Below are 24,464 nucleotides of genomic sequence, written 5' to 3' on the forward strand. Positions count from 1 at the left end.
ATATCGCCGCAATGTTTCGCCAGCCCGCTCCCGTCATCTGAGGCAGGGAGCCCCGGGAGGTGCAGTGACGTACGAGGAGTTCGCCGATGCGCGGCTGGCCCCGCTACTGCGGTACGCGGTGATGCTGACCGGCGATCCGCACCAGGCCCAGGATCTGGTCCAGGAGACCATGGTCCGGGTCCAGCTCAACTGGCGTCGGGTCGCCCGGGCGGACTCACCCGAGCGGTACGTGCGCCGCATGCTCACGAATCAGTACGTCGACTGGAAGCGCGGCTCCTGGATGCGTCGGGTGCTGCTCCGTGGCGAACCCGACGCGACGGTGCCGGTGTCCAGCGACCACGCGCAGTCGGCGGTGGACCGGGACCAGATCTGGTCCTGGCTGTCCCGGCTGCCGCGCCGGCAGCGCGCCGTCCTGGTGCTGCGCTACTACGAGGACCTGCCGGACGCCGAGATCGCCGACATCCTCGGCTGCGCCGTCGGGACGGTCCGTTCGTCCATCTCCCGGGCACTGGCGACGCTCCGGACCGAGTACGTGGAGGCGTGAACATGATCGAGGACGACCTGCGTGCCGCGTTCGCCCGGCACGAGCCGTTGACACCGTCGACCGGCCCGCTGCGGGCCGCCATCGACCGGCTGGCGGTACGTCGCCGTCGCCGGCGCCACCGCTGGCGGGCCGGCGGCGCGGCCCTGGCCGTGCTCGGCGTACTCGGAGTCGGGGTCCCGCTGTTCACCCCGGATCACGCCGGGCCGCCGCCGGCCGCCGAGTTGGCCGGCGAGTCGGGTCGGCCGGCGGCGGGCGCGGTGAACGTCCTGCTGCTCGGGGTGGACGGCTTCGGCGCCGATCCGTCCCACCGACTGGCGGACTCCGTCCTGTTGGTGCACATCCCGGCCGACCGCAGCCGGCCGTACCTCATCTCGCTGCCGCGCGACCTGGAGGTGTCGGTCCCGGGCCGGGGTTTCGACAAGCTCAACTCCGCGTTCTATTCCGGTACGGGCGAGGCCCGGCCCGACCTGGAGGCCGGCTACGACCTGACCCGCCAGGTGGTCGCCGACCTGACCGGGGTACGCGTCGACGCCGGCGCGGTGCTGACGTTCACCGGGCTGCGTCGGCTCACCGAGGCGGTCGACGGGGTCGACGTCTGTCTGCCGGATGCGGTCCGGTCCTGGCACACCCGGCGGACCTATCCGGCCGGCTGTCAGCGGCTCGACGGAGCCGCCTCCGTCGACCTGCTGCGGCAGCGGCGGTACCTGGCCGCAGGTGCGTTGGAGCGCGACGTGAACGCCCAGCGCTACGTGGTCGGGCTGATCCAGCGGGTGACCGCGCGGGACGTGGTGACCGACCCGGCCAGGCTCGCCGCGCTGTTGTCGGCTGCCGGGACCGGCCTGCGGGTCGACGATGGCGGCCTGTCGTTGGCCAGGTTGATGGCGTTGCTGCCGGAACTGCAAAGTGTCGACCCGGTGGGGCTCAGCCTTCCGGTCGGGCCGCCGGTCGACGACCGCACCCGGCTGCCGCTGGACCCGGCGCGTGCCCCGGCGTTCCTCGCCGCGCTCCGCGAGGACCGGATGGCCCAGTGGGTGACGCGGCACCCGGAACAGGTCAACCGCCTGCGGTGACGCGCGGGTGGTTCAGCGGTAGTCGTCCTCGTCCCCGGTGACCACCCGGGCCTGCTCCATCGCGTCCCAGTCGTCGACCTCCAGGCCGCGGTGCGGCTCACCGTCGACGTCGGCCGGCGCGACCACCGTGGCCTGCTCGACGGCGTCGGCCGGCTCGGCCTCGAGGTCGCGTTCGTCCGGGTCGAGGTGGTCGCCGGGGGTGAAGTCCTCAACGGGCTGACCCACAATTCCTCCCTGGTGTCTCGGGGCACGGCTCCTCACCCACCGTACGGGCTGGGCCGGCACCGCGCCGGGAGGCCGAGTAGCCGGAATCAGCCCTCGTGCACGCGGGGCGGTGCCAGGATGGTGTCGTGGGCTTCCTCATCAGACTGGCGATCACCGCCGTCGCGTTGTGGATAACCACGCTGATCGTGCCCGGCGTCGACGTGCACGCCCGCTCAGGTGGCAACACCGTTCTCACCCTGATCGTGGTGGCGCTGATCTTCGGTGTGATCAACGCGGTGCTCAAGCCGGTGATCCGGGTCGTCGGCTGCGTGTTCTACCTGTTGACGCTGGGGCTGTTCGCGCTCGTCGTCAACGCGCTGCTGTTCCTGCTCACCGATCGGATCGCCCGCGGTCTCGACCTGCCGTTCCAGGTGGACGGTTTCTGGGCGGCGTTCTGGGGCGCCATCGTGATGACAGTGGTCACCTGGCTGATCAGCGTCATCGTGCCGGACCGCCTGGACCGCCGATGAACGGCCGGCACCCGGGTCGGTTGTTCCGGCGCACCTCACCTACGGGATACTGCCGGCGGAGGACAGCGCGGTCCGGCGCAGACATGAAGAGCAGCGGCCAGCACGGCCGAGAGTGGTAACTAAGGAGCGCATCCCATGCCCATCGCTTCCCCCGAGGCTTACGCGGAGATGCTGGACCGCGCCAAGGCCGGCCGGTACGCGTACCCCGCGATCAACGTGACCTCGTCGCAGACGCTCAACGCGGCGCTGAAGGGTTTCGCCGACGCGGAGAGCGACGGCATCATCCAGGTCTCCACCGGTGGCGCGGAATACCTGTCCGGTCCGTCGATCAAGGACATGGTCACCGGCGCCGTGGCCTTCGCCGCGTACGCCCACGAGGTGGCGAAGAAGTACTCGGTCAACATCGCCCTGCACACCGACCACTGCCCGAAGGACAAGCTGGACAAGTTCGTGCGTCCGCTGATGGGCATCTCGCAGGAGCGGGTGAAGCGGGGCGAGGAGCCGCTGTACCAGTCGCACATGTGGGACGGCTCGGCCGTTCCGGTGGCGGAGAACCTGGAGATCGCCGCGCAGCTCCTCGACGAGGCCGCCAAGGCCAAGATCGTCCTGGAGATCGAGGTCGGCGTCGTGGGCGGCGAGGAGGACGGCGTCGAGAACGCCATCAACGACAAGCTCTACACCACCGTCGAGGACGGCCTGGCCATGGTCGAGGCGCTCGGCCTCGGCGAGAAGGGCCGCTACATGGCGGCGCTGACCTTCGGCAACGTGCACGGCGTCTACAAGCCGGGCAACGTCAAGCTGCGCCCCGAGATCCTCAACCAGATCCAGGAGGCGGTCGGCGCCAAGTACGGCAAGGACAAGCCGCTCAGCCTGGTGTTCCACGGCGGCTCCGGCTCCCTGCTGAGCGAGATCCGTGAGGCTCTCGACTACGGCGTGGTGAAGATGAACATCGACACCGACACCCAGTACGCCTTCACCCGGCCCGTCGCGGACCACATGCTCCGCAACTACGACGGCGTGCTCAAGATCGACGGCGAGGTCGGCAACAAGAAGCAGTACGACCCGCGTACCTGGGGCAAGGCGGCCGAGGCCGGCCTGGCCGCCCGGGTCGTCGAGGCGTGCGAGCACCTGCGCTCCACCGGCACCACGATGACCAAGTAACAACGGTCCACCGACGGCCGGCTCCCCGCGCGGGGAGCCGGCCGTCGCCGTTCACGTCGTCAGCAGGCGGACCGCCGCACGGACGTCGTCGGTGAGGTGGATCGTCGACGACAGGTCACCGAAGGGAGACGCGGCCAGCAGCGGACGCAGCAACGCCTCCACCGGCAGCTCCCGGGTCCAGTACGCCCGGTCCAGGAAGATGTACGCGCCGCTGGCCCCGTCGGTGCCGTAGTACGTCTTGGTGGCCGCCTGGAACACCTCCTGCACGGTGCCCGCCCGTCCCGGGGCGAAGACGATGCCGCCCCGGGCGAGCCGCAGGATGGTGTCCTCCCGGATCGCGTTCGAGAAGTACTTCGCGATCCGCCCCGCGAAGAGGTTCGCCGGCTCGTGCCCGTACAGCCAGGTCGGGATCGCCAGACCACCGGCACGCGCCCAGCCCGACTCGTCGCCACGTTGCCGGGGCACCCCCGCGTACCGCTGCCGCACCGTCAGCGCCGTGGCCGTGTACCGCTCGTGGTCGGTGAAGTCGGGGGCGGTGGCCAGCAGGTCGATCGCGGCCGTCACGTCCGTCGCCGGTCGGTCCGCCAGGTAGGCGCCGAGATTCGCCGCCTCCATCACACCCGGACCGCCGCCGGTCACCACCAACCGGTCGGCCCGCGCCAGCTCCCACCCCAGCACGGCAGCCATCCGGTACGCCGGACTACCGCGCCGTACCGCGTGGCCGCCCATGATGCCCACCACCGACTGCGGCCCGTACCCGGCCAGCCAGTCCCGGGTGGCGTCGGCCAGCGCGTTGTCCACGCCGTGGTCGTGCAGCCGTTGACCGAGCGCCTCCTTGACGTCCGGCAACGCGCCGCCGTGCGCCCGGTAGTGCTCGTACACGCGGGTGTCGTACATCCCGGCGAACCCGCCCTCGGCGAACCCGGCGGCCAGCTCCTCGGGGGTGTAGAGGTGCGTCGGCTGCGTCGGGTACGGCAGCCCGGAGAAGGGTGGCACCACGTTCGCGCCGCGCCGAACCAGGTCGGCGCCCACGTCCCGGGACGCGAACCGGCAACCGACGAAGAGGGTGCCGGCGACCTCGACGTCCGTCAGGTCGGGAACCGGCGCGAGGTCGAGACGCAGGCCCTGCACCGTCAATCCGGTCAGTCGGCCGGTCGCCAACTGCTGGTCGAACTCGGCCCGGGTCTGGATCTCACCGGCGTGCAGGTGCGGCTCGATGACGTCCGCGGGAGGTGGGGTCGGCACCGGGCCATCCTGCCCGTCCGCCGGGGCGGGTCAAACCTCGGGCCGGCCCGGGGACCGACAGGAGCCCGGTGGTCGTGGCCACCGGGCTCCTGCGTTACCGGTTCCTGGGGAGGCTCCGGACCAATAGTTGTAACGGAAAACACCTGGTGGCGGCATAGGCCGCAGGCGTGACCAACTCCTCAGCCGTTCAGCGGAACGCGTCGGCCGACCCGCTCGCGTGTCGCGCCGTGCAGCGGGTTGAATGGGGCGATGCAGAACCTCTTGCCAGAGCCACCGGCCACCCGCCTGCCGGGCAACGACGAGGCGGACGCGGCCCTGGCTGCCGCGAACGAGACCGGCACCGACGAGGCGTTCGCCAGCGTGGCGGCCGGCTTCCCGACGTACAGCGCGGCCTGGGCGGAGCTCGCGGCCCGGGCGTTCGCGCGGGACCAGGTCGTGACCGCGTACGCGTACGCGCGCACCGGCTACCACCGGGGCCTCGACCAGTTGCGCCGCAGTGGCTGGAAGGGGCACGGTCCGGTGCCGTGGGGGCACGAGCCGAACCGGGGCTTCCTCCGCTGCCTGTACGTGCTGTCCCGCGCCGCCGACGAGATCGGCGAGGCCGACGAGGCGGCCCGGTGCGCCCAGTTCCTGCGCGACTGCGACCCGGAGGCGGCCGACGCGCTGGCCAGCAACTGACAGCGGTCCGACGGCCGGCCCGACACCGGGCCGGCCGTCGGTCGGTCAGAGCCCTTCGGCGACCGCGGCGGCGATCTTCAGCCAGGCGTCCCGGGTGGCCGAGGAGAGTCCGCCGTACCGGATCGGCTCGCCACTGTCGATGAGCCGCTCGTAGGGGGCCAGCAGCACCGCCCGGGTGCGGGCCGCGAAGTGTTCCTGGATGGCCGGCAGATCGATTTCCTTGCGCGACGGCGGCATCGACACCACGGTCACGGCCTGCCGGACCAGCCGTTGCCGGCCGCTCTGCTCCAGGTGGTCGAGCATCCGGGCGGCGGTCTCCGCCGAGTCGTTACGGGCCGACATGGTCACCACCAACTGGTCGGTGGCGTCCATCGCGGCCTGCCAGTTCTGCGCCCGGACGTTGTTGCCGGTGTCCACGAAGATCAGCTTGTAGAACCGGCTGACCACCTCGCGGATCTCCGCGAACGCGGCAGCGGTCAGCATCTCGCCACCGGTGGCCGACTCGTCCGACGCCAACACGTCGAACATGCCCTCGCCCTGTGAGCGGACGTACTGCGACAGGTCGCCGACCCGCCCGTGCGCCCCCTGGAACTGACCGAGGTCCCGCAGCATGTCCCGGACGGTGCGGGAGTGGAAGTCCTGTTGGGCGCGCATCCCGAGGGTGCCCTGGGTCTCGTTGTTGTCCCAGGCCAGCACGTAGCCGCCGCGCTTCTGGCCGAACGTCATCGCGAGCAGCAGGATCGCCACGGTCTTGCCCGCGCCGCCCTTCGGGTTGACCACCGTCACCTGGCGCAGCCCGCCGAAGTTGCGGCGCACCATCTCGATGTCCCGCTTCAGCTCCTGCTCGTGCCGTCCCGGCGACAGCCGGAGCAGCCCGATCTTGTTGACCACTGCCCGTACGCCCATGGTCGCCACCGGCTCGGCGGGCCGGACCTGCCGGCGGCGGGCGAAGTCCTCGGCGGTCGGCGCCGCGCTGGCATCCGGCGTCCAGCTCGCGTCCGGGTAGCCGGTCGCGTCCGGGTAACCCGGGGCGGGCGTCCGGGCTTGCCCGTCGGCCTCCTGGTACGGCTGTCCGGGCGTGCCCTGCTGCCAGGGCGGCGGGTACCAGCCCGGCGAGGGCGGGAACGGGCCGGGCGGTGGCGTCGGCGGGCCCGCCTGCTGCGGTGTGTGGCCCATCGGCGGCGGACCGCCGAACTGCGCCAGCTCCGGCGGAGGCGGCATCTGCGCCGGACCGGCCTGGCCGGGGATCGCCGGCGGGAACGGCTGCGCCGGGTGCGCCGGCGCGGGATCGGTGGCCTGCGGCGGGGGCGGTGGTGGCGGGATCGGGGGCGGGGGAGCGGCGCCGTGGTCCGGGCTGACGGCGGTCGGCGCGGTTGGGCGCTGCGGCGGATGCGCCCAGGGCGAGTCCGCTGGTGGCCGGGGCGGCGCTCCGGCCGAAGCGTTCTCCCCGGCTCCGGCTCCGGCCCCGGCCCCGGCCCCAGCTCCGGCTCCGGCGGCCTGCGGGGTCGGGCGGGTCGCCGGGGGCTCGGCCACCGCTGGCGCGCCTGCCGTCGAGGCGGCGGCAGCGGCATCGGCCGGGGCCGCCGCGGCTGCCGACCGGATGGGCGGGACGCTGGCAGTCGTGCTGGTCGGTGCGGCGCTGGTGGGCGGGGCGCTGGGGGGTGCGGCGTTGGTGGGCGGGGCGCTGGCCGTCGTGCTGGTGGGCGCGGCGGGGCGGTCGGTGGGCGCGGCGCCGGCGGTCGGGTCCAGGGTGAAGGGCAGATCGAGGTCCACTCCACCCGGTGTGTTCGGCGTGCCGGGTGCTGCCGTACCCCGGTCACCGGCCTGGGTCGTTCCCGCCCCGCCTGCGCCGTTCACCGCCCCGCTGGCGGTGTCCGGACGGCCGTTCACCGCCGCAGAGTTCGGCGGTGCCGGGTGGGTGCCCGCCGCCGGCGGAGGCGCGGCGGCCGGATCGGTCGGCGGCGGCCAGCTCGGCTGTGCCGGTGCCCAGGGCGATGCGGCGCCGGACGGCCCGTTGGCTGCCCAACCACCGGGTGCCGGGACCGCCCCGGTCAGCGAGGGGTAGTCCGACGGTGAGGGCGGCGGCAGGGCCGGGGCGCCGGGTTGTCCGGGGACCGGCGGTCGTCCGATCGGCGGCGCGGCCACCGGGGGTGTCACCGGCGGCGGAACCGACGGGGGTCCACCCGGCTGCTCGGCTACCGCAGCCCAGGGCGGGACGGCACCGCCCGCGCCCCGCTCGCCCTGATCCGGCGGCCACAGTGGTTCGATGTCCCGCTCCGGCACCGGCTGCTGGCCGGGCACCTGAGCCCGGTCGGCGTTCTCGTCCATTACGGCCCTCCCCAGTCCTCCTGCGAGGATAGGCCCATTCGCCTGAAGCGACCGGTCGGCGCAGCCAGGTGGTGGCCGGGTCAGATCGACCAGACCGCCCAGGCCGCCGGCTCGACCCACCAGGAGCGCTTCCGGGTCAGCTCGCTCTCGACACCGTCGTCGAGGTACGGCACCTTGCCCTCCCTGGGCAGCACCGACACCGCGCGTCCACGGGTCCGTCGGACCTCCAGGCGTACCCGCCTGCGCCCCCACGACGAGCGGACGACCACCGGGACGGCCACCGCGACCTCGATCTGACCGTCGGCCGGGTCCGGCGCGGTCAGCAGCGTCACGTCGTCCAGCGTCGCGTACCCGCCGGCATTTCCCACCGCGCACGCCAGCAGCGGTTCGTCGCCGTTGGTGAGGACCGTGTCGTCCACCTCCACCCGGGCCCGCCAGTGCAACGGCCGGCCGGCGTCGTCGGCCGCGCCGAGCAGCGCGCCGTCGAGGGTCACCGAGCCGCCGTCGTTGCGGAGCAGGTCCAGCCGGCGCGGGGTGCCGTCCAGCACCGCGGCGGCCACCGTCGCCGGGTCCCGGGGCAGCCCGAGCTGCGCGGCAAGGTCACTGTGGGTGCCGCCGCGCGCCGGGTCGAGCGGGAGTACGGCCACCGGCGGCAGGTCGGGCAGCGTCCGGTCACCGGGCAGGTCCGCCGGACGACGACTCGGCGCCGGAGCGTACCGCCGGACCAGCCGGCGCAGCACGGCGCGCAACTGCCCGTCGCTGGCCGTGGCGACGACCAGCCGGAGCTTGCTGTCCAGGTCCGGCCAGGTGAGGCCGTCCGGGCGGGCGGGGCCGTCGAGCCGGGCCAGCACCGCGTCGATCTCCGCGTCCGAGCGGGCGGTGACCATCTCCACCCGCGCGCCCCGGGCGGTCAGCGCGTCGGCGCAGGCCAGCACCGGCACGCGGGGCCGCTCGGTGGCGCACTGCCCGGTGTCGGCGGCTGCCGGGTCCGTCGTCCCGGTGTCGGCGGCGGCCGCGCCGCCGCAGCAGGCTCCTCCGCTGCCACAGACCCCGGGAGCGTCCCGCTCCGAACCGAGGGTGAGCAGCACCACGTCGTACACGGAGAGCCTCCTGCCTCTCGACGCGACCCCTGCCGGCCACGCCGTCACTACTTGTTAACCTGACACCCCGGGCTCGCCGAGCGGTCGCCACCTGGCACCCGAGCCTTCTGGAGGCGGAAAAGATGCCAGCGATCGTGCTCATCGGCGCTCAGTGGGGCGACGAGGGCAAGGGCAAGGTTACCGACCTGCTGGGTGAGCGGGTCGACTACGTCGTGCGCTACTCCGGCGGCAACAACGCCGGCCACACGGTGATCACGCCGGACGGCCAGAAGTACGCGCTGCACCTGATGCCCTCCGGCGCGCTCTCACCCAACGCGATGATCATCATCGGTAACGGTGTGGTGGTCGACCCGAAGGTGCTGCTCGCCGAGATCGACGGCCTGGCCGAGCGCGGCGTCGACGTGTCCCGGCTGCGGATCTCCGGCGACGCGCACCTGATCATGCCGCACCACCGGGCGCTGGACCGGGTCATCGAGCGCTACCTCGGCTCGTCGAGGATCGGCACCACCGGCCGGGGCATCGGCCCCGCCTACGGCGACAAGGTCGCTCGGATCGGCATCCGCCTCCAGGACCTGCTCGACCCGGGCATCCTGCGCAAGAAGCTGGAGCTCGCGCTCCGCGAGAAGAACCAGATCCTGTTCAAGGTCTACAACCGCAAGGCGATCGACGTCGACGCCACCGTGGAGGAGTACCTGGCGTACGCGGAGCGGCTCAAGCCGTACATCGCGGAGACCCGGGCGATGCTCTGGGACGCCCTGGACCGGGGCGACACGGTGCTGCTGGAGGGCGCCCAGGCAACCATGCTCGACATGGACCACGGGACGTACCCCTTCGTGACCTCGTCCAACCCGACCGCCGGTGGCGCCTGCGTGGGCGCCGGCATCCCGCCGACGGCGATCAACCGGGTGATCGCGGTGAGCAAGGCGTACACCACGAGGGTCGGCGCCGGGCCGTTCCCGACCGAGCTGTTCGACGCCAACGGCGACCACCTGCGCAAGATCGGCGCGGAGTACGGCACCACCACCGGGCGGGAGCGCCGCTGCGGGTGGTTCGACGCGGTCGTGGCGCGGTACTCCTGCCGCCTCAACGGCGTCACCGACCTGGTCATCACCAAGCTGGACGTCCTGACCGGCATGCCCAAGGTGCCGATCTGCGTCGGCTACGAGATCAACGGCGTCCGGGTCGACGACATGCCGATGAGTCAGACGGACTTCCACCACGCCAAGCCGGTCTACGAGGAACTCGACGGCTGGTGGGAGGACATCACCAAGGCCCGCACCGCCGAAGACCTCCCGGAGAACGCCCGCCGCTACATCGCCAGGGTCGAGGAGCTCTGCAACACCAGGGTCAGCGTGGTAGGCGTAGGCCCCGGCCGAGACGAAAACGTCCACCTCCACCCCCTCCTCCCCTAACCCCACCCCACCCCTGCCCCCTCCCCCGCCCCGCCCCGCCCCCGCCCCGCCCCCGCCCCGCCCCCGTTGATCATGAAGTTATGACCACTCGCGTCGGCGTGTCCTGGCCATAACTTCATGATCAACCGGGTTGGGGTCTGTTTGGGTTATCCACAGGGGGCGGTGGTTATCCACAGGGGGTTTCGGGTGGTTCCTCGGTGCTTCAGGGTGGCTGGGTGGACGCCTTGGATGTGGTGCGGCGGGTTGCGGCCGCGCGGGACGGGATCGTGACACTCGCCCAGGCGCGGTCTGCCGGTCTGAGCGTGTACGACGTGCGGCGGCTCTGCCGCGCTGGCCGTTGGCGGGCGGTGGCGCGGAACAGCTATCTGGTGGATGCCGACCGGTACGACGGCGTACCCCGTCGCGCGAAGATCAGGGCGGTGGTGGCGTCGTTCGGCCCGGGGGCGACCGCCGTGCTGTCGACCGCCGCCGAGCTGCACGGTCTGGCCGGTCTGCCTGTGACGAATCGGATTCACCTGTCGGTTCCCGGTCCACTCTCCAGGCCGGCCCGCCCCGCCCAGCCGGAGGTGCTGGTCCACCAGTTCGTCATCCCGCCGGAGCAGGTCGTACGGCTGGACGGGATCAGCGTCAGCGCGCCTGTTCGTACCCTTGCCGACCTGTGTCTGTGGGCGGACCGCTACTCGGCGGTGAGCGTGCTGGACTCCGCGCTGAACCGTCGGGTCGTGGACGTCGACGACCTGTTGGCTGTCCCGCGCCTCATCCGTGGGCGTCGCGGTGCGGTCGCGGCTCGTGGCTATCTCGCCGAGGTTGATGGCCGTGCCCAGTCGCCGCTGGAGACGCGTGCCCGCCTCCGCTGTGTCGACGGCGGTGTGCCGCCCGACGTGTTGCAGCTCGAGGTCCGCGACGATGACGGGTATCTCGTTGGCGTCGGTGATCTCGGTTGGCGCGGGCCGCGGGTCATCGCTGAGGCCGACGGTCGTGGCCCGCACGGCGCTCCCGCGGCAGTCTTCGCCGACCGACGTCGGCAGAACCAGCTGGTGAACGCCGGCTGGACCGTCCTCCGCTTCACCTGGTCGGACACCCTCCGCCCCGACTACATCCCGTGGACCGTCCGCCAGGCGATAACCACCGCCACCCGCCGCCGCTAACAGACCCCACCCACCCCGCCCACCTCCACCCACCCCCCCGCAGCGTTGATCATGAGGTTGTGCTCACGACACGCCGCGACAACTGGCGATAACTTCATGATCAACCAAGGCGGGGCGGGGCAGGGGCGGGGCAGGGGCGGGGCGGGGGCGGGTGGGGGCGGGGGACAGTAGGATCTCGGGCGTGCGGGTTCTCTTGGTTGGTGGGGGTGGGCGGGAGCACGCGCTCGCCCTTGGTCTGGTGGCGGATCCGGCTGTCGACGCGCTCCTCGCCGCGCCCGGTAATCCGGGCATCGCCGGGGTTGCCGAGGTGCGGGCCGTCAACGCCTCCGACCCGTCCGCGGTGGCGGCGCTGGCCGTGGAGACGGCGGCTGACCTGGTGGTGATCGGGCCCGAGGCGCCGTTGGTCGCCGGTGTGGCCGACGCCGTACGCGCGAAGGGCATCGCGGTGTTCGGTCCGTCCGGCGCGGCCGCGCAGTTGGAGGGCTCCAAGGCGTTCGCCAAGGACGTGATGACCGCCGCCGCTGTGCCGACCGCCCGCGCGTACGTCTGCACGGACGAGGAGAGCGCAGCGCGGGCGCTGGACGAGTTCGGCGCGCCGTACGTGGTGAAGGACGACGGGCTCGCCGCCGGCAAGGGCGTGGTGGTGACCGACGACCGGTCCGCCGCGCTGGCGCACGCACGGGAGTGTGGTCGGGTGGTGGTCGAGGAGTTCCTCGACGGCCCGGAGGTCAGCCTCTTCGTGGTCACCGACGGCGAGGCGGCGCTGCCGCTGCTGCCGGCACAGGACTTCAAGCGGCTCGGCGACGGGGACACCGGGCCGAACACCGGCGGTATGGGCGCGTACACGCCGCTGCCCTGGGCTCCACCCGGCCTGGTCGACGACGTGCTGCGGGACGTGGTGCACCCGACGCTCGCGGAGATGCGTCGGCGGGGCACGCCGTTCGCCGGGTTGCTCTACGTCGGGCTCGCGATCACCGCCGCCGGCCCCCGGGTGATCGAGTTCAACGCCCGCTTCGGCGACCCGGAGACCCAGGTGGTGCTGGCGTTGCTGGAGACACCGCTGGGCGGGCTGCTGCACGCTGCGGCCACCGGCACGTTGGCCGAGCATCCGCCGCTGCGGTGGCGGGACGGCAGCGCCGTCACTGTGGTGCTCGCCTCCCAGGGCTATCCCGCCGCGCCGCGCACCGGCGACGTGATCACCGGCGCGGACGGTCCGGGCATCATCCACGCCGGCACCGCCCGACGGGCTGACGACGGCGCGTTGCTCTCCGCCGGCGGCCGTGTGCTCTGCGGTACGGCCACCGGCGTCGACCTGACCGCCGCGCGGGAAGCCGCGTATGCGCTGGTGGAGGGTGTGGAGTTGGCCGGCTCGCAGTACCGCACCGACATCGCCGCCGCCGCGATCGACGGCCGGATCACGATTCCCGGCTGACCACGCCGGTCGGGGCCGGTGTGCCCACGCCGGGGAGTGTCAGTCCGCGGCGGTGACCGCGGTCGACGACTCGGCGCTCCGCCGCCGGATCGGGGCGCGCCGCCACCACGTCAGGCACCGCCACGCCCACTCGACCGGGCCGTACCGGAACGACCGGAGCCACAGCACGCTCCACACCGCCTGCACGATGATGATGCCGATGGTCAGGCCCACGATCCGGGGAAGGTCGTCGGTGCTGTCGATGCCCAACGCCGGGCCGGCGAGCAGGAACAGCGCCGTGGCGCTCAGGTAGTTCGTCAGGGCCATCCGACCCAGCGGCGAGAACACCGCGGACAGCGCCGGTCCGGCCGGCGTCCGGAGCAGGAGCAGCAGGCCGCAGCAGTACGCGAGGCCGGTGGCGATGCCGGCGAGCGGGGGCAGCAGGCTCACACCCCCACCCGGTCCCCCGAGGACGTTCAGGAACGGCAACTCCACCTCGCTGATGGTCAGCACGATCCAGGTCACCGTGAGCGTGGTGCAGACGGCGAACACGATCGCCACCCGACCGACGCGACGCTCGAGCGCGTCCGGCACGCCCAGCGCCGCCAGCGCGTAGCCGAGGGCGAGTAGGCCCGGGATGGGCCCGTAACCGACGACGAGTTGCGCGCCGACGAGCAACAACACGACCGCGACGACGAGAGCCGTGCGCCCACCGAGGTAACTCAGCGGCAGCAGCACCACCAGACCGGCCAGCGCGTACGCGGTCAGCGCCTCCCCGGGGTGGACGACGAAGTGCGCGGCGCCGATCAGCAGGAGGAACACGAGTCGCCGGGTGAGCACCATCCGGGGCCGGCTGGTCCGGGTCGCGGCGCGCCGGAGGAAGATGCCGAAACCGATGCCGAACAGGATCGAGAAGATCGGATAGAACCGCTCGTAGAAGAGCAGTCGCACCGCCTCGGGAAGCTGCGTGGACGTGCCGGCCGCCTCGCCACCGAAGACGACCTGCTGATAGATGTTGATGATCAGGATGCCGCAGAGCGCGAAGCCGCGTAGCGCGTCCAGCGCGCCGATCCGCGGTCCGACAGTGGACACGTCGGTCGGTGCCGGTGGTCGGTCAGTCGTCCGTACCGATTCGGTCATCCGTCGATCCCACAGGGCGTCCGCCGCGCGTCGTCAGCGGAGAAAGTCGTGACCGCACCCTCCTTTCGTCGTACGGCGGTGGGGGGTTCGTCGGGTCTGACCACGCGTGGCGGGCCGTTTCCCGCAGGCCCGGTTACTGTGCTGCCATAGGCCGAGGCCGGGTGCTCCGGGTCGCCGTGGACGTGCTGCTCGCGCTCGTGGCGACGGCGGTCGGCGGTGGTCTGGAACTGGCCGACCCGGACGTCGACACCAAGCTGATCGCGGCGCCCACCTGGGCCTACCTGGCCGCGCAGGCCACCGCCGCGGCCATGTTGCTGGTCCGGCGGCAGCGCCCGTACCCGGCCGCGCTGGCCATCGCCGGGATCAGCCTCTTCGCGCCGGCCTGGGCCGCTCTGCTCGTCCCCTATGCCGTCACGGCGTACGGCCGGGGCCGGCGGTGGCGACAGTGGACGGTGATCGCGGTGCTGACGGTGGCGTTCCTGGTGGGGGCGAGCGCCTGGTCGATCGGCGATCCGTTCACCGCTCCGACGGTCATCCTCGTCGCGGGGCTGTTGGGCATGTACGTCCGGGCCCGGCGCAGCCTGCTGGCGGAGTTGACCGACCGGGCGGAGCGGGCCGAGCGGGAGCGGTTGCTCCTTGCCGATCAGGCCCGCGCCGACGAGCGGGTGCGGCTCGCCGCCGAGATGCACGACGTGGTCACCCACCGGATCAACCTGATGGTGTTGCAGGCGGGCGCGTTGGGGGTCACCACCACCGATCCGACGGTCCGGGCGGCGGCCGAGGAGCTGCGGGCGACGGGTTGCCAGGCTCTGACGGAGCTGCGCGACCTGGTCGGGGTGTTGCGTGGCGAGGACCGGTCCGCGCCGGTCGATCGGGTCCCGGACGACGCACCCGAGCTGGTCCGGTTGGTGGACGATTCCCGCGCGGTCGGCCTGCCTGTGCGACTGACCGAGGTGGGCGAGCCGGAGGGGGTCGCGCCGACGGTGCGGAGGACGCTGTTCCGGCTGGTCCAGGAGTCGCTGACGAACGTGCGCAAGCACGCTCCGGGCGCCGCCGCCACCGTGTCGATCGAGTACGGCAGGCGCACGGTGTCCGTCACGGTGTCGAACACCCCGGCCGGCCGGTCACCCGACGCCGTCCTGGCTGCCGCCGGTGGTGGCACCGGCCTGGCCGGGTTGCGGCACCGCGTCGAGGTGCTGGGCGGAACGTTCACGGCCGGACCGACGGCGGACTGCGGCTTCGCCGTGCACGCGGTGCTGCCGGCGCGGGTGTCGATGGCGGTGCGGTCGTGATCCGGGTCCTCGTCGTCGACGACGAGCGGATGGTCTGTGCCCACCTGTGCACGATCCTCGGGTCCGCGCCGGACCTGGAGGTGGTCGGCGAGGCGTACGACGGCGCGGACGCCGTGGAGGCCGCGGTGCGGCTACGGCCCGACGTGGTGCTGATGGACCTGCGGATGCCGGGTGTCGACGGGATCGGGGCCACCGAGCGGATCATGACCCTGCCCGCGCCACCACGGGTGCTGGCTCTCACCACGTTCGACCTGGACGACTACGTCACCGGCGCGCTCCGGGCCGGCGCGGCCGGTTTCCTGCTCAAGTCGACGCCGCCCGATGACCTGCTCGCTTTGGTACGCGTGGCGGCTGCCGGACACACGGTGCTCTCCGCGGTGGCGGCCGACCGGCTCGTCGCCCAGACCGGGCGTAGCCGGCGTGCCCGTGACCTGGTCCTGTCGCTCACCGATCGCGAGGTGGAGGTGCTGGAGTGCCTCGGGGCCGGGCGCTCCAACCAGCAGATCGCCCGTCGCCTGCACCTGTCCGAGGCCACCGTCAAGGGCTACGTCTCACGGCTTCTGGTCAAGCTCGGGTGCGCCAACCGGACCCAGGCGGCGCTGTTGGCGCGGGAGGCGGGTCTGGATCAACGTCGGTGAGGTCCCGCGCGGTTTCAGCCGTAGTAGCGGCGCAGCTCGCGGGCGAGGACCTTGCCGGTGGCGTTGCGGGGCAGGTACTTCACGAAGACCACGTCCCGGGGGACGCTGAAGCGCGCCAGGTAGTGCCGGACGTACTCGCGTACCGCCTCGGGGTCCAGCGTCTCGCCGGGGTGCAGGGCGAGGAACGCGGAGAGGCGCTGGCCGTACTCGTCGTCGGGTACCCCGATCACGGCGGCCTCGCGGACCTGCGGCAGTTGCGCGAGCAGGTCCTCGACCTCGGACGGGAAGACGTTCTCCCCACCGGAGACGATCATGTCGTCCGCCCGGCCGTCGACGAAGAGCAGCCCGTCGGCGTTGAGCCGGCCGAGGTCGCCGGTGTCCAGCAGGCCGTCGTGGCTCTCCCGGGTGGCGCCGGAGGTGTAGCCCTCGAAGAGCATCTCGTTGCCGACGAAGATCCGCCCGACCCGCCCGTCCGGCACCGCCTGGCCGTTGTCGTCGAGCATCGCCAGTCGGGTGCCGTGCGGCGGCCGGCCGGCGGTGGTCGGTGCCTGGCGCAGATCCTCGGGGCCGGCGATGGAGGCCCAGGAGACCTCGGTGGAGCCGTAGAGGTTGTAGAGAACGTCCCCGTAGACGTCCATGAACTTCGGGGCGAGGCCGCCGGGCAGGGCGGACCCGCTGACCGCGACGACGGTGAGCGGGGGGCGCGGCTCGGGCGGGGGAACCTCCAGCAGCCGTTGCAGCATCACCGGTACGGCGAACAGCGCGTTGCAGCGGTGTGTGGTCAGGGCGGTGAGCGTGGCGGCCGGGTCGAAGCGACGGTGCAGCACGATGGTGGCCCGCAGCGCCAGGCAGACCTGGAGGGCGGCGAGTCCCCAGGTGTGGAAGATCGGGGCGGCGATCAGCACCCGGTCCCGCACGTGCAGCGGGATGCGGTCGATGATGGACACCAGCGGACCGAAGCCGCCGGGCGTCGGTCGGCGGGCGCCCTTGGGGGTGCCGGTGGTGCCCGACGTCAGCACGATGATCCGGCCGTCGCGCTCCGGCGGGTGCAGGTCACCGGGCAGCGCGCCGGCCACCAGCTCCTCGCGGGCACGTTCGTCGACCCGGGGCAGCTCGGCGGGGAGGCCGAGGACCCGATCGGCGAACTCGTCGTCGTGCACCAGGACGCGCAGCCCCTGCTCCTCGGCGACGGTGCCCAGTTGGGCCGCGGAGAGCCCGGTGTTGACCAGCACCGCGTCGACACCGAGCACAGTGGCGGCGACGATCGTCTCGATCAGTCCGTGGTGGTTGCGGCAGAGCACGCCGATCCGGTCCCCGGCCTGTACGCCGAGCCCGGCACGCATCGACCGGGCCATCCGTTCGGCCCGATCGAGCAGCTCGTGGTAGGTCAGCTCGACGCCGTTCTCGTCGATGACGGCCGCGCGACCGGGGTCCCGCGCGGCTGCCTGGCGTAGCTCGCCGGCCAGACTCCACCCCCAGTTGCGCAGCGCGTTGAGCTGCGAGGCGATCCGGATCGGGCTTCCTGGGGTGAGCAGTCCGCGACGGGTCAGCGTGGCGACCATGAACGGCAGGTCCATGCCGCAGACCTCCTCGGGGTGGTGCGCGGGCGGGGCGACGCGGCTCCCCACCCAGCAGGGCTTCTTCCCTTGATCATGCACCGGGCGTGGTCAGGGGCCCAGTCGGCGTCGGCACGGGGTGACGAAGACAGCACAGGTCGTGGATTGCCGCCGGCCGGGTCCGACCGGGCGCGGGTGTGCCACGCCCGGCCGCCGACCGACGGGCGGGAGCCCGACGACGGACGACCGGGCGGGCCGGGCCCGCGAACTCAGCGGATCTGCATTCCGGAGACCGCCCGGGAGATGACCAGTCGCTGGATCTCGGAGGTGCCCTCGAAGATGGTGTAGATCTTGGCGTCCCGGTACCAGCGCTCGACCGGGTGGTCGCGCAGGAAGCCGGCCCCGCCGAGCAGTTGCACCGCCTTCTCGGTGACCGACACCGCCACCTCGCCGGCCTTGAGCTTCGACATCGATCCCTCGCCGGCGGTGAACGGGCGGTTGTTGCGGCCCATCCACGAGGCGCGCCACACCAGCAGCCGCGCCGCGTCGATCTCCATCCGCATGTCGGCCAGCGCGAACGCGACAGCCTGGTTCTCGATGATCGGGCGTCCGAACTGGACGCGTTCCTTCGCGTAGTCCAGGGCGTACTCGTAGGCGGCCCGGGCCACGCCGAGCGCCTGCGCGCCGACCGTGGGTCGGGACAGCTCGAAGGTGCGCATCGCGGCCTGCCCGCTGGCCCGTTGACCGGAGCGGGCCCGGGACAACCGCTCGTCCAGCGCGTCCTTGCCGCCGAGCAGGCAACGGCCGGGTACGCGTACCCCGTCGAGGAAGACGTCGGCGGTGTGCGACGCGCGCAGGCCGAGTTTGCGCAGCTTGCGGGTGGCGGCCAGGCCGGGGGTGCCGGGCGGTACGACGAACGCGGCCTGGCCGCGCGAGCCGAGCGCGGGATCGACGGAGGCGGTGACCACGTGCACGCCGGCGATGCCGCCGTTGGTGGCGTACGCCTTCTGCCCGGTCAGCACCCACTCGTCGGTGGCCTCGTCGTAGACGGCCCGGGTGCGCATGGCGCCGACGTCGGAGCCGGCCTCGGGCTCGCTGGTGCAGAACGCGGCGACCGCTGGCGAGTCGACGTCGCCGAAGCACTGCGGCACCCACTCGACCATCTGGTCGGGCGTGCCGGCGCCGTAGATGGCGGCGACGGCGAGCGAGGTGCCGAAGATGCTGAGGCCGATGCCGGCGTCACCCCAGAACAGTTCCTCGCTGGCGATCGGCAGGGAGAGCCCGGTCGGGTCGGCCCAGCAGGTGGCGAGGAACTCGAAGCCGTAGAGGCCGACCTTGGCGGCCTCCTGGATGACCGGCCACGGGGTGTCCTCGCGCTCGTCCCACTCGGCCGCGGCCGGGCGCACGACCTCGGCGGCGAAGCCGTGCACCCAGTCGCGGAGATCCCGCTGTTCCTCGTTCAGGTCGAGCGAGAACTCGGCCATGTCAGGCCTTGGGGATGTCGAACAGGTTGGCGATGTTGGCAGCGAGGCCCAGGTCGCCCTTCGCCTTCAGCTTGCCCGTCATGAACATCATCACCGGGTTCGCGCCACCGGAGACGATCTTCAGGAACTCGACCGGGCCCATGGTGAGGCTGAGCTTCGGGTCGTGCTGCGGGGTCTCGTTGACCACGCAGGTGCCGTCGGCGATGACCACCTCGTAGGTGTCGTTGCCGCCGTCGGGGCGACCGGTGATGATCCAGTGGATGACCGCGTTTGTGGAACCGGCCCGGTCCGCGCGGAACAGCGACGGCATCCGGCCGAACACCTCACCGAGGATCTTGCCGCGCAGGTCACCGGACATCACCTTGGCGATCTTGTCGTCCGGGGTGGACTTGACCAACTGGGCGAACTCCTTGGGGCCGACGCTGGCGAAGGTGGCCGGGTCGAAGTCAGTCATCAGGTGCGCCTTCCGGAAGTTTTGGCTACTCGCGCGTAACCCTACGCACGAGTAGGTATGCTCGCAAGGTGTCCACCGCCCCCGCCTTCAAACGCCTGCCCCGGGCCGTCCGCGAGCAGCAGATGCTCGACGCGGCGGTGCGGGTCTTCTCCCGGCGCGGCTACCACGCCGCCAGCATGGACGAGATCGCGGAGGACGCCGGCATCTCCAAACCCATGGTCTACGCGTACCTGGGCACCAAGGAGGAGCTGTTCGTCGCCTGCCTGCACCGCGAGGCCACCCGGATGATGCAGGCCATCGCCGGCGCGGCGGCCCCCGAGCTACCGGCCGACGAGCGGTTGTGGCGCGGGCTGCGGGCGTTCTTCGGCTTCGTCGGCGCGTACCGGGACGGTTGGGCGGTGCTCTACCGGCAGGCCCGGGGCGAGCAGCCGTTCGCCGGTGAGCTGGCCGCCATGCGCGCCCGGCTGGTCGAGGTGGTCGCCGGGATGCTCGATGACGCGCTGCGCGCCGAGGGTCGCGAGATCAGCGCGGTCGACCTGGAGGTCGTCGCGTACGCCCTGGTCGGCGCGAGTGAGTCGCTCGCCGACTGGCTCGCGGACCACCCGGAGGCCGACCCGGAGAAGACCGCCACCCGGATGATGAACGTGGCGTGGCTCGGCGCGGCCCAGCTCCTGCACGGCGCGACCTGGCGTCCACCGGCGCACTGACCGCCCGCCGTCACCGCGCCACGCCTCGAACCGCCGGCTCGACCACCGGAGCCGGCCGGGCGGAGCGCCGACGGTTGCGCAGCCAGCGGACCACCTCGACGACGAGCGTCACGGTCAGGGCGAGGCCCAGGCCGAGCAGGAGACCGCGCAGCGGGTTCTGCTCGAAGGCCAGCCCGCCGAGGTAGCCGACCAGCGCCGAGTAGAGCCCCCACGAGCCGGCGGCGAGCGCGTCGAAGGCCAGGAAACGTCGCCGGGGATACCGCACCGCCCCCATGGTCAGGGTGACGGCGGTCCGGCCGCCCGGCACGTAGCGGGCCACCGTGAGGATCAGGCCGCCCCGGGTCGCGATCCCCCTGCGGGCCCAGTCGACGGCGGCCCGGCGACGCCCGTCGGGCGGCAGCCGGTCGAGCAGTCGCGTGCCACCCCTGCGCCCGATGGCGTACGAGATGTGGTCACCGACCAGCGCGCCGGCGGCCGCCACCACGATCACCAACGGGAGGTACGGCGCGCCGGAGGCCGCGAACACCCCCGCGGTGATCACCGCCGTCTCGCTCGGCACCACCGGGAAGAAGCCGTCGAGCACCGCGATCGCGAAGATCGCCAGGTACACCCAGGGCGAGGACATCGTCTCGTGCAGCAGGTCGAGCACTTCCATGATCCTGATGCTGCTGTGCGGGGCGGTTCCCGCCATCGGCCAGTGGTCAGGCGGGCGGCACTACTTAGGTAGCGACCCGCCCGGAGGATGGCTCAGGGTCTTCCCCCACAGCACCCCGGTCCGGTGACGCGCGGCGGGCCGGGCGGTCCGCGAGGACCTACGCTCACTGCGTGGCCTCCACCGCCGTCGCCGTCCAGCGGTACGCCTCGGTGCGGCTCGCCGTCCAGCGGTACGCCTCGCCGCTGCTCGCGACAGTGGTCGCCGCGGCGGTGTGGGCCAGCGCGACCGGTGACATCGGGGTCCGCTCTCCGTTGCCCGGCGTCGTCCCGCTGGTCCTCGCTGTCGCCTCCGGGTGGGCCGCCGGCGTCGTCCGCACCCGCCGCTGGCCGTTGTTCCTGGTCGCGGCGGTCGGTTGGCTGGTGCTCGCCGCCGCGGCGGCCGGGGTGGTCGCCTCGTACCAGGCGGGCCTGCGGATGCGTGGTCGGCGACTCGCCGGCTACCTCGCCGGTGTGGCAGTGGTGCTGGCCGGCGGGGTGCTGGTCGGGCTGGCCGTGGGCGACCCCCGTCGGATCACCACCGCCACTCCCGCCAATGTCCTGCTGCTCGCCGCCTGCCTGGTCGGGCTTCCCCTGGTCCTCGGCCTCTGGGTGCGGGCACGCCGGGACACCCTCGCCGCGCTGCGGGACCGGGCGCGGCGGCTGGAACGCGAGCGGGAGGCGCACGCCGACCGGGTCCGCGCCGAGGAGCGGACGCGGATCGCCCGGGAGATGCACGACGTGGTGGCGCACCGGGTCTCGCTCATGGTGGTGCACGCCGGGGCGCTGGAGGTGACCGCCGCCGATCCGGCGACCGTCGAGGCCGCTGCGCTGATCAGGGCGACCGGCCGGCAGGCGCTCACCGATCTGCGCGAGGTGCTGGGCGTCCTGCGACAGGAGGGTCCGGCCGGGTCGCCGGAGCGGGGGATCGAAGCGGTGGACGAGTTGATCGCGGAGTCCCGTACCGCCGGCCTGCGGGTCCGCCGGCAGGACGAGGGGGCGCCGACAGCGGTACCGGAGACGCTGGGGCGCACCGCGTACCGGGTGGTCCGGGAGGCGTTGACGAACGTCCGTAAGCACGCCGCCGACGCCGACACGGTCGTCTGTCTGCGCTACCTCCCGGATGGGTTGGAGGTGGTGGTCCGTAACGGGCCGTCCGACGGTGGCTCGACGCTGCCCGGGTCCGGGCAGGGACTGCTCGGGCTGCGCGAGCGGGTGGAGTTGCTCGGCGGCCGGCTGGAGTCGACCGCCGTGGACGGTGGCTTCCTGGTCCGCGCCCTGCTTCCGTTGAAGGGGGCGGCGTGATCCGGGTGGTGGTGGTCGACGACGAGCAGTTGGTCCGCGCCGGCCTACGGCTGATCCTCGAGGCGGCCGAGGACATCGCCGTCGTCGGCGAGGCGGCGGACGGCGTCGCCGCGCTGGAACAGGTGCGCCGGTTGTGCCCCGACGTGGTGCTGCTCGACGTGCGGATGCCGGGCGTCGACGGGCTGACCGTCGCGCCCGAGGTGGTCGCCGCCGGCCCGAAGGTGATCATGCTGACCACCTTCGACCTCGACGAGTACGTGCACCGGGCGCTGCGGGCGGGCGCTGTCGGCTTCCTGCTCAAGGACACCCCGCCCCGCGAGTTGGCCGCTGCCGTCAGGACGGTGGCCGCCGGTCACGCGATGCTGGCCCCGACGGTGACCCGCCGACTCATCAGCTCGTTCGCCGAGCGGGGTCCGGCCCGCCGGGACGCGGCCCGTGCACGGCTGCGGACGCTCACCGAACGGGAACTGGAGATCGTCCGGGAGGTGGCGCACGGGCACGGCAACGCGGAGATCGCCCGGCGGCTGACGATGAGCGAGGCCACCGTGAAGGGACATGTCAGCAGGGCGCTGGCGAAACTGCACGCGGACAACCGGGTGCAGTTGGCGATCCTGGTGTACGACGCCGACCTGCTGTGACGCGACCCGGGCCGGTCGCGCCGGTCAGCGGCGGGAGGCGGCGCGACGGTGTGCCCGGCGGCGCAGCCACCGAATCCCCTCCAGGCCGAAAGTGATCACCACCGAGAGCCCCACGCCGACCAGCACCCCCTTGACCGGCTCCTGTTCGAAGGCCAGCCCGCCGAAGTAGCCCAGCAGCCCGCAGTAGAGCGCCCAGGTGACCGTCGCGATGCTGTCGTACAGCAGGAACGCCCGGCGCGGATAGCCCACCGCGCCCATGGTGAGGGTGACGGCGGTCCGGCCGCCGGGCACGTAGCGGGCGGTCGTCAAAATGATCCCGCCGCGCCGGTCCACAGCGCGGCGGGCCCAGTCGGAGCTGGCCCGGCGGCGGCTGCCGTCCGGCAACCGCGCCAGCCGGTGCGCCCCTCCACCCCGCCCGATGGCGTACGAGATGTGGTCACCCACCAGCGCGCCGAGTGCGGCGCTGACGATCACCAGGGTCAGGCTGGGATGTCCCGCGCTGGCCGACAGCACCCCGGCGGTGATCACGGCCGCCTCGCCCGGCACCGCGGGAAAGAACGCGTCGACAGCGGTGAGGCCGAAGATCACCAGGTACACCCATGGCGAGGTGACCGTCCCACGCAGGAGGTCGAGCAGGGCGTCCATGCCCCCATGCTCGGTGGCTCGACGACGGTCGGTGGCGCTTCACGGACATTGCGTCGACCGGTCAGCCCTGCGCCGCCTCAATCGCCCTCGTCAACCGGTACTGCCGGGACTGCTGGTGTTCGGCGCCTGCGCGATCGCGGCCGTCGTGTTGCTCATCGCCTCTCGCCGCCAGCCTCCGGATAGCGGGCGCCGTTGAAGGTGACCCGCAACGCGTACACCGACGTGCCGGCGGTGATGAACAGGTGGTTGCGTTTCGGGCCACCGAATGTGAGGTTGGCAACCGGCTCGGGCAGCAACAGCTTGCCGATGAGGGTGCCGTCCGGATCGAAGCAGTGCACACCGTCCCAGGCCGCGGCCCACACACGTCCGGCGTCGTCGAGACGGAGGCCGTCGAATCGGCCGAAGTCACACTCGGCGAAAATTTTCCCCTGGTCGAGGGTGCCGTCGCTCAGGACGTCGAAGACGCGGATGTGACTGGGGTTCTGCCGCGTATCCACGATGTAGAGCTGCCGCTCGTCCGCAGAGAACGCCAGGCCGTTGGGGCGGCAGAAGTCGGTCGCCACGATGCGCAGGTCGCCGCTGGCCGGGTCCAGGCGGAACACGTAGCAGGCCCCGCCGAACTCGCTGTCGCCCTTGTTGCCCTCGTAGTCGCCCTGGATGCCGTAGATCGGGTCGGTGAACCAGATCGTGCCGTCGGCGCGGACGACAACGTCGTTGGGACTGTTGAGCCGTTTGCCGTCGAAGCGGTCGGCGAGCACGGTGATCGTGCCGTCGTGCTCGGTCCGGGTGACCCGCCGGTTGCCCTGCTCGCACGTGACGAGCCGGCCCTGACGGTCTACCGTGTTGCCGTTGGCGTAGCCCGAGCCGTGGCGGTAGACGCCGACGGCGCCGGTGGTTTCCTCCCAGCGCAGCAGCCGGTCATTGGGGATGTCGCTCCACACCAGGTAGCGGCCGGCCGGGAAGTACGCCGGCCCTTCGGTCTTACGCGCGCCGGTGTGCAGCCGTTCGACCACGAAGTCGCCGTCGCAGGTGCGGAACCGCTCGTCGAGAAGGTGGAACTCGGCGGGAAGAGTGTCGACCATCC

Annotated in this window: 24 protein-coding genes; 13 read left to right on the forward strand and 11 right to left on the reverse strand. The window is 72.5% G+C overall.

The genetic code is table 11. The features are described 5' to 3' along the window. Nucleotides 1-64 precede the first annotated feature (64 nt). On the forward strand, nucleotides 65-544 hold the full coding sequence (locus O7634_RS09930) for a SigE family RNA polymerase sigma factor (RefSeq protein WP_278149840.1): 480 nt from the start codon (nucleotides 65-67) through the stop codon (nucleotides 542-544). Between the two features lie 2 nt (nucleotides 545-546). Continuing rightward, entirely contained in the window at nucleotides 547-1,614 is a 1,068-nt protein-coding gene (locus O7634_RS09935; RefSeq protein ID WP_278149841.1) for an LCP family protein, read from the forward strand. Nucleotides 1,615-1,626: 12 nt separating this feature from the next. Here the strand turns inward: O7634_RS09935 and O7634_RS09940 are convergent, their stop codons facing one another. Continuing rightward, nucleotides 1,627-1,839, reverse strand: coding sequence for a hypothetical protein (locus tag O7634_RS09940; RefSeq protein ID WP_278149842.1), 213 nt, complete (start codon nucleotides 1,837-1,839; stop codon nucleotides 1,627-1,629). Between the two features lie 125 nt (nucleotides 1,840-1,964). Between O7634_RS09940 and O7634_RS09945 the strand changes: the two genes are divergently transcribed. Next, nucleotides 1,965-2,348 (forward strand): phage holin family protein, encoded by a 384-nt coding sequence (locus O7634_RS09945; protein ID WP_278149843.1) that lies wholly within the window; start codon nucleotides 1,965-1,967, stop codon nucleotides 2,346-2,348. A 135-nt stretch (nucleotides 2,349-2,483) separates the two neighbouring features. Further along, on the forward strand, nucleotides 2,484-3,509 hold the full coding sequence (gene fbaA, locus O7634_RS09950; RefSeq protein ID WP_278149844.1) for a class II fructose-bisphosphate aldolase: 1,026 nt from the start codon (nucleotides 2,484-2,486) through the stop codon (nucleotides 3,507-3,509). A 51-nt stretch (nucleotides 3,510-3,560) separates the two neighbouring features. Here the strand turns inward: fbaA and O7634_RS09955 are convergent, their stop codons facing one another. After that, nucleotides 3,561-4,754, reverse strand: a complete 1,194-nt coding sequence (locus O7634_RS09955; RefSeq protein ID WP_278149845.1) for a hypothetical protein — start codon at nucleotides 4,752-4,754, stop codon at nucleotides 3,561-3,563. Between the two features lie 249 nt (nucleotides 4,755-5,003). On the opposite strand from O7634_RS09955, the gene O7634_RS09960 reads away from it, so the two are divergent. Then, a complete protein-coding gene (locus tag O7634_RS09960) occupies nucleotides 5,004-5,432 on the forward strand; it encodes a DUF3151 domain-containing protein (protein WP_278149846.1) in 429 nt (142 codons plus the stop codon). A 45-nt stretch (nucleotides 5,433-5,477) separates the two neighbouring features. On the opposite strand, the gene O7634_RS09965 is transcribed toward O7634_RS09960, so the two are convergent. Together O7634_RS09965 and O7634_RS09970 are read right to left on the reverse strand one after the other, a co-directional pair. Beyond that, nucleotides 5,478-7,760 (reverse strand): chromosome partitioning protein, encoded by a 2,283-nt coding sequence (locus tag O7634_RS09965; RefSeq protein WP_278149847.1) that lies wholly within the window; start codon nucleotides 7,758-7,760, stop codon nucleotides 5,478-5,480. 80 nt (nucleotides 7,761-7,840) lie between these two features. Further along, complete coding sequence (locus O7634_RS09970; RefSeq protein WP_278149848.1) at nucleotides 7,841-8,860, reverse strand: diacylglycerol kinase family protein; 1,020 nt, start codon at nucleotides 8,858-8,860, stop codon at nucleotides 7,841-7,843. Between the two features lie 122 nt (nucleotides 8,861-8,982). Between O7634_RS09970 and O7634_RS09975 the strand changes: the two genes are divergently transcribed. The 3 genes from O7634_RS09975 to purD all read left to right on the forward strand — a co-directional run bounded on the left by O7634_RS09975 (nucleotide 8,983) and on the right by purD (nucleotide 12,852). Beyond that, on the forward strand, nucleotides 8,983-10,272 hold the full coding sequence (locus O7634_RS09975) for an adenylosuccinate synthase (protein ID WP_278149849.1): 1,290 nt from the start codon (nucleotides 8,983-8,985) through the stop codon (nucleotides 10,270-10,272). Nucleotides 10,273-10,487: 215 nt separating this feature from the next. After that, on the forward strand, nucleotides 10,488-11,420 hold the full coding sequence (locus O7634_RS09980; RefSeq protein ID WP_278149850.1) for a type IV toxin-antitoxin system AbiEi family antitoxin domain-containing protein: 933 nt from the start codon (nucleotides 10,488-10,490) through the stop codon (nucleotides 11,418-11,420). A 181-nt stretch (nucleotides 11,421-11,601) separates the two neighbouring features. Beyond that, on the forward strand, nucleotides 11,602-12,852 hold the full coding sequence (purD, locus tag O7634_RS09985; protein ID WP_278149851.1) for a phosphoribosylamine--glycine ligase: 1,251 nt from the start codon (nucleotides 11,602-11,604) through the stop codon (nucleotides 12,850-12,852). A 39-nt stretch (nucleotides 12,853-12,891) separates the two neighbouring features. Here purD and O7634_RS09990 read toward each other — a convergent pair whose 3' ends face one another. Beyond that, nucleotides 12,892-13,971, reverse strand: coding sequence for a DUF418 domain-containing protein (locus O7634_RS09990; RefSeq protein ID WP_278149852.1), 1,080 nt, complete (start codon nucleotides 13,969-13,971; stop codon nucleotides 12,892-12,894). 161 nt (nucleotides 13,972-14,132) lie between these two features. Between O7634_RS09990 and O7634_RS09995 the strand changes: the two genes are divergently transcribed. Further along, the gene (locus O7634_RS09995) at nucleotides 14,133-15,263 is read left to right on the forward strand and encodes a histidine kinase (protein WP_278149853.1); all 1,131 of its coding nucleotides are present in this window, start codon (nucleotides 14,133-14,135) and stop codon (nucleotides 15,261-15,263) included. Then, nucleotides 15,260-15,901, forward strand: a complete 642-nt coding sequence (locus tag O7634_RS10000) for a response regulator transcription factor (protein WP_278149854.1) — start codon at nucleotides 15,260-15,262, stop codon at nucleotides 15,899-15,901. The genes O7634_RS09995 and O7634_RS10000 overlap by 4 nt, the downstream gene beginning before the upstream one ends. A gap of 14 nt (nucleotides 15,902-15,915) precedes the next feature. Here the strand turns inward: O7634_RS10000 and O7634_RS10005 are convergent, their stop codons facing one another. From O7634_RS10005 to O7634_RS10015, 3 genes are all read right to left on the reverse strand, one after another. Then, nucleotides 15,916-17,478 (reverse strand): AMP-binding protein, encoded by a 1,563-nt coding sequence (locus O7634_RS10005; protein WP_278153925.1) that lies wholly within the window; start codon nucleotides 17,476-17,478, stop codon nucleotides 15,916-15,918. 248 nt (nucleotides 17,479-17,726) lie between these two features. Then, entirely contained in the window at nucleotides 17,727-18,941 is a 1,215-nt protein-coding gene (locus O7634_RS10010) for an acyl-CoA dehydrogenase family protein (RefSeq protein ID WP_278149855.1), read from the reverse strand. A gap of 1 nt (nucleotide 18,942) precedes the next feature. Beyond that, complete coding sequence (locus O7634_RS10015; RefSeq protein ID WP_278149856.1) at nucleotides 18,943-19,395, reverse strand: SCP2 sterol-binding domain-containing protein; 453 nt, start codon at nucleotides 19,393-19,395, stop codon at nucleotides 18,943-18,945. Nucleotides 19,396-19,463: 68 nt separating this feature from the next. Here O7634_RS10015 and O7634_RS10020 point away from each other — a divergent pair, with 68 nt between their 5' ends. Then, a complete protein-coding gene (locus O7634_RS10020) occupies nucleotides 19,464-20,102 on the forward strand; it encodes a TetR/AcrR family transcriptional regulator (protein WP_278149857.1) in 639 nt (212 codons plus the stop codon). Nucleotides 20,103-20,112: 10 nt separating this feature from the next. On the opposite strand, the gene O7634_RS10025 is transcribed toward O7634_RS10020, so the two are convergent. Then, entirely contained in the window at nucleotides 20,113-20,760 is a 648-nt protein-coding gene (locus O7634_RS10025; RefSeq protein WP_278153926.1) for a DedA family protein, read from the reverse strand. Between the two features lie 167 nt (nucleotides 20,761-20,927). Between O7634_RS10025 and O7634_RS10030 the strand changes: the two genes are divergently transcribed. Both O7634_RS10030 and O7634_RS10035 read left to right on the forward strand, forming a co-directional pair. Beyond that, nucleotides 20,928-22,097 (forward strand): histidine kinase, encoded by a 1,170-nt coding sequence (locus tag O7634_RS10030; RefSeq protein WP_278149858.1) that lies wholly within the window; start codon nucleotides 20,928-20,930, stop codon nucleotides 22,095-22,097. Next, nucleotides 22,094-22,735: a response regulator transcription factor gene (locus O7634_RS10035; RefSeq protein WP_278149859.1), complete on the forward strand. Its 642-nt coding sequence runs from the start codon at nucleotides 22,094-22,096 to the stop codon at nucleotides 22,733-22,735. The genes O7634_RS10030 and O7634_RS10035 overlap by 4 nt, the downstream gene beginning before the upstream one ends. A gap of 24 nt (nucleotides 22,736-22,759) precedes the next feature. On the opposite strand, the gene O7634_RS10040 is transcribed toward O7634_RS10035, so the two are convergent. Both O7634_RS10040 and O7634_RS10045 read right to left on the reverse strand, forming a co-directional pair. Then, on the reverse strand, nucleotides 22,760-23,380 hold the full coding sequence (locus O7634_RS10040; protein ID WP_278149860.1) for a DedA family protein: 621 nt from the start codon (nucleotides 23,378-23,380) through the stop codon (nucleotides 22,760-22,762). A gap of 152 nt (nucleotides 23,381-23,532) precedes the next feature. Continuing rightward, nucleotides 23,533-24,462 carry an SMP-30/gluconolactonase/LRE family protein gene (locus O7634_RS10045; RefSeq protein ID WP_278149861.1) on the reverse strand — a complete coding sequence of 310 codons (930 nt, stop codon included), beginning with the start codon at nucleotides 24,460-24,462 and terminating at the stop codon, nucleotides 23,533-23,535. Nucleotides 24,463-24,464: the final 2 nt, after the last annotated feature.

Source organism: Micromonospora sp. WMMD1120, assembly GCF_029626235.1.
In the GTDB taxonomy this organism is placed as follows: domain Bacteria; phylum Actinomycetota; class Actinomycetes; order Mycobacteriales; family Micromonosporaceae; genus Micromonospora.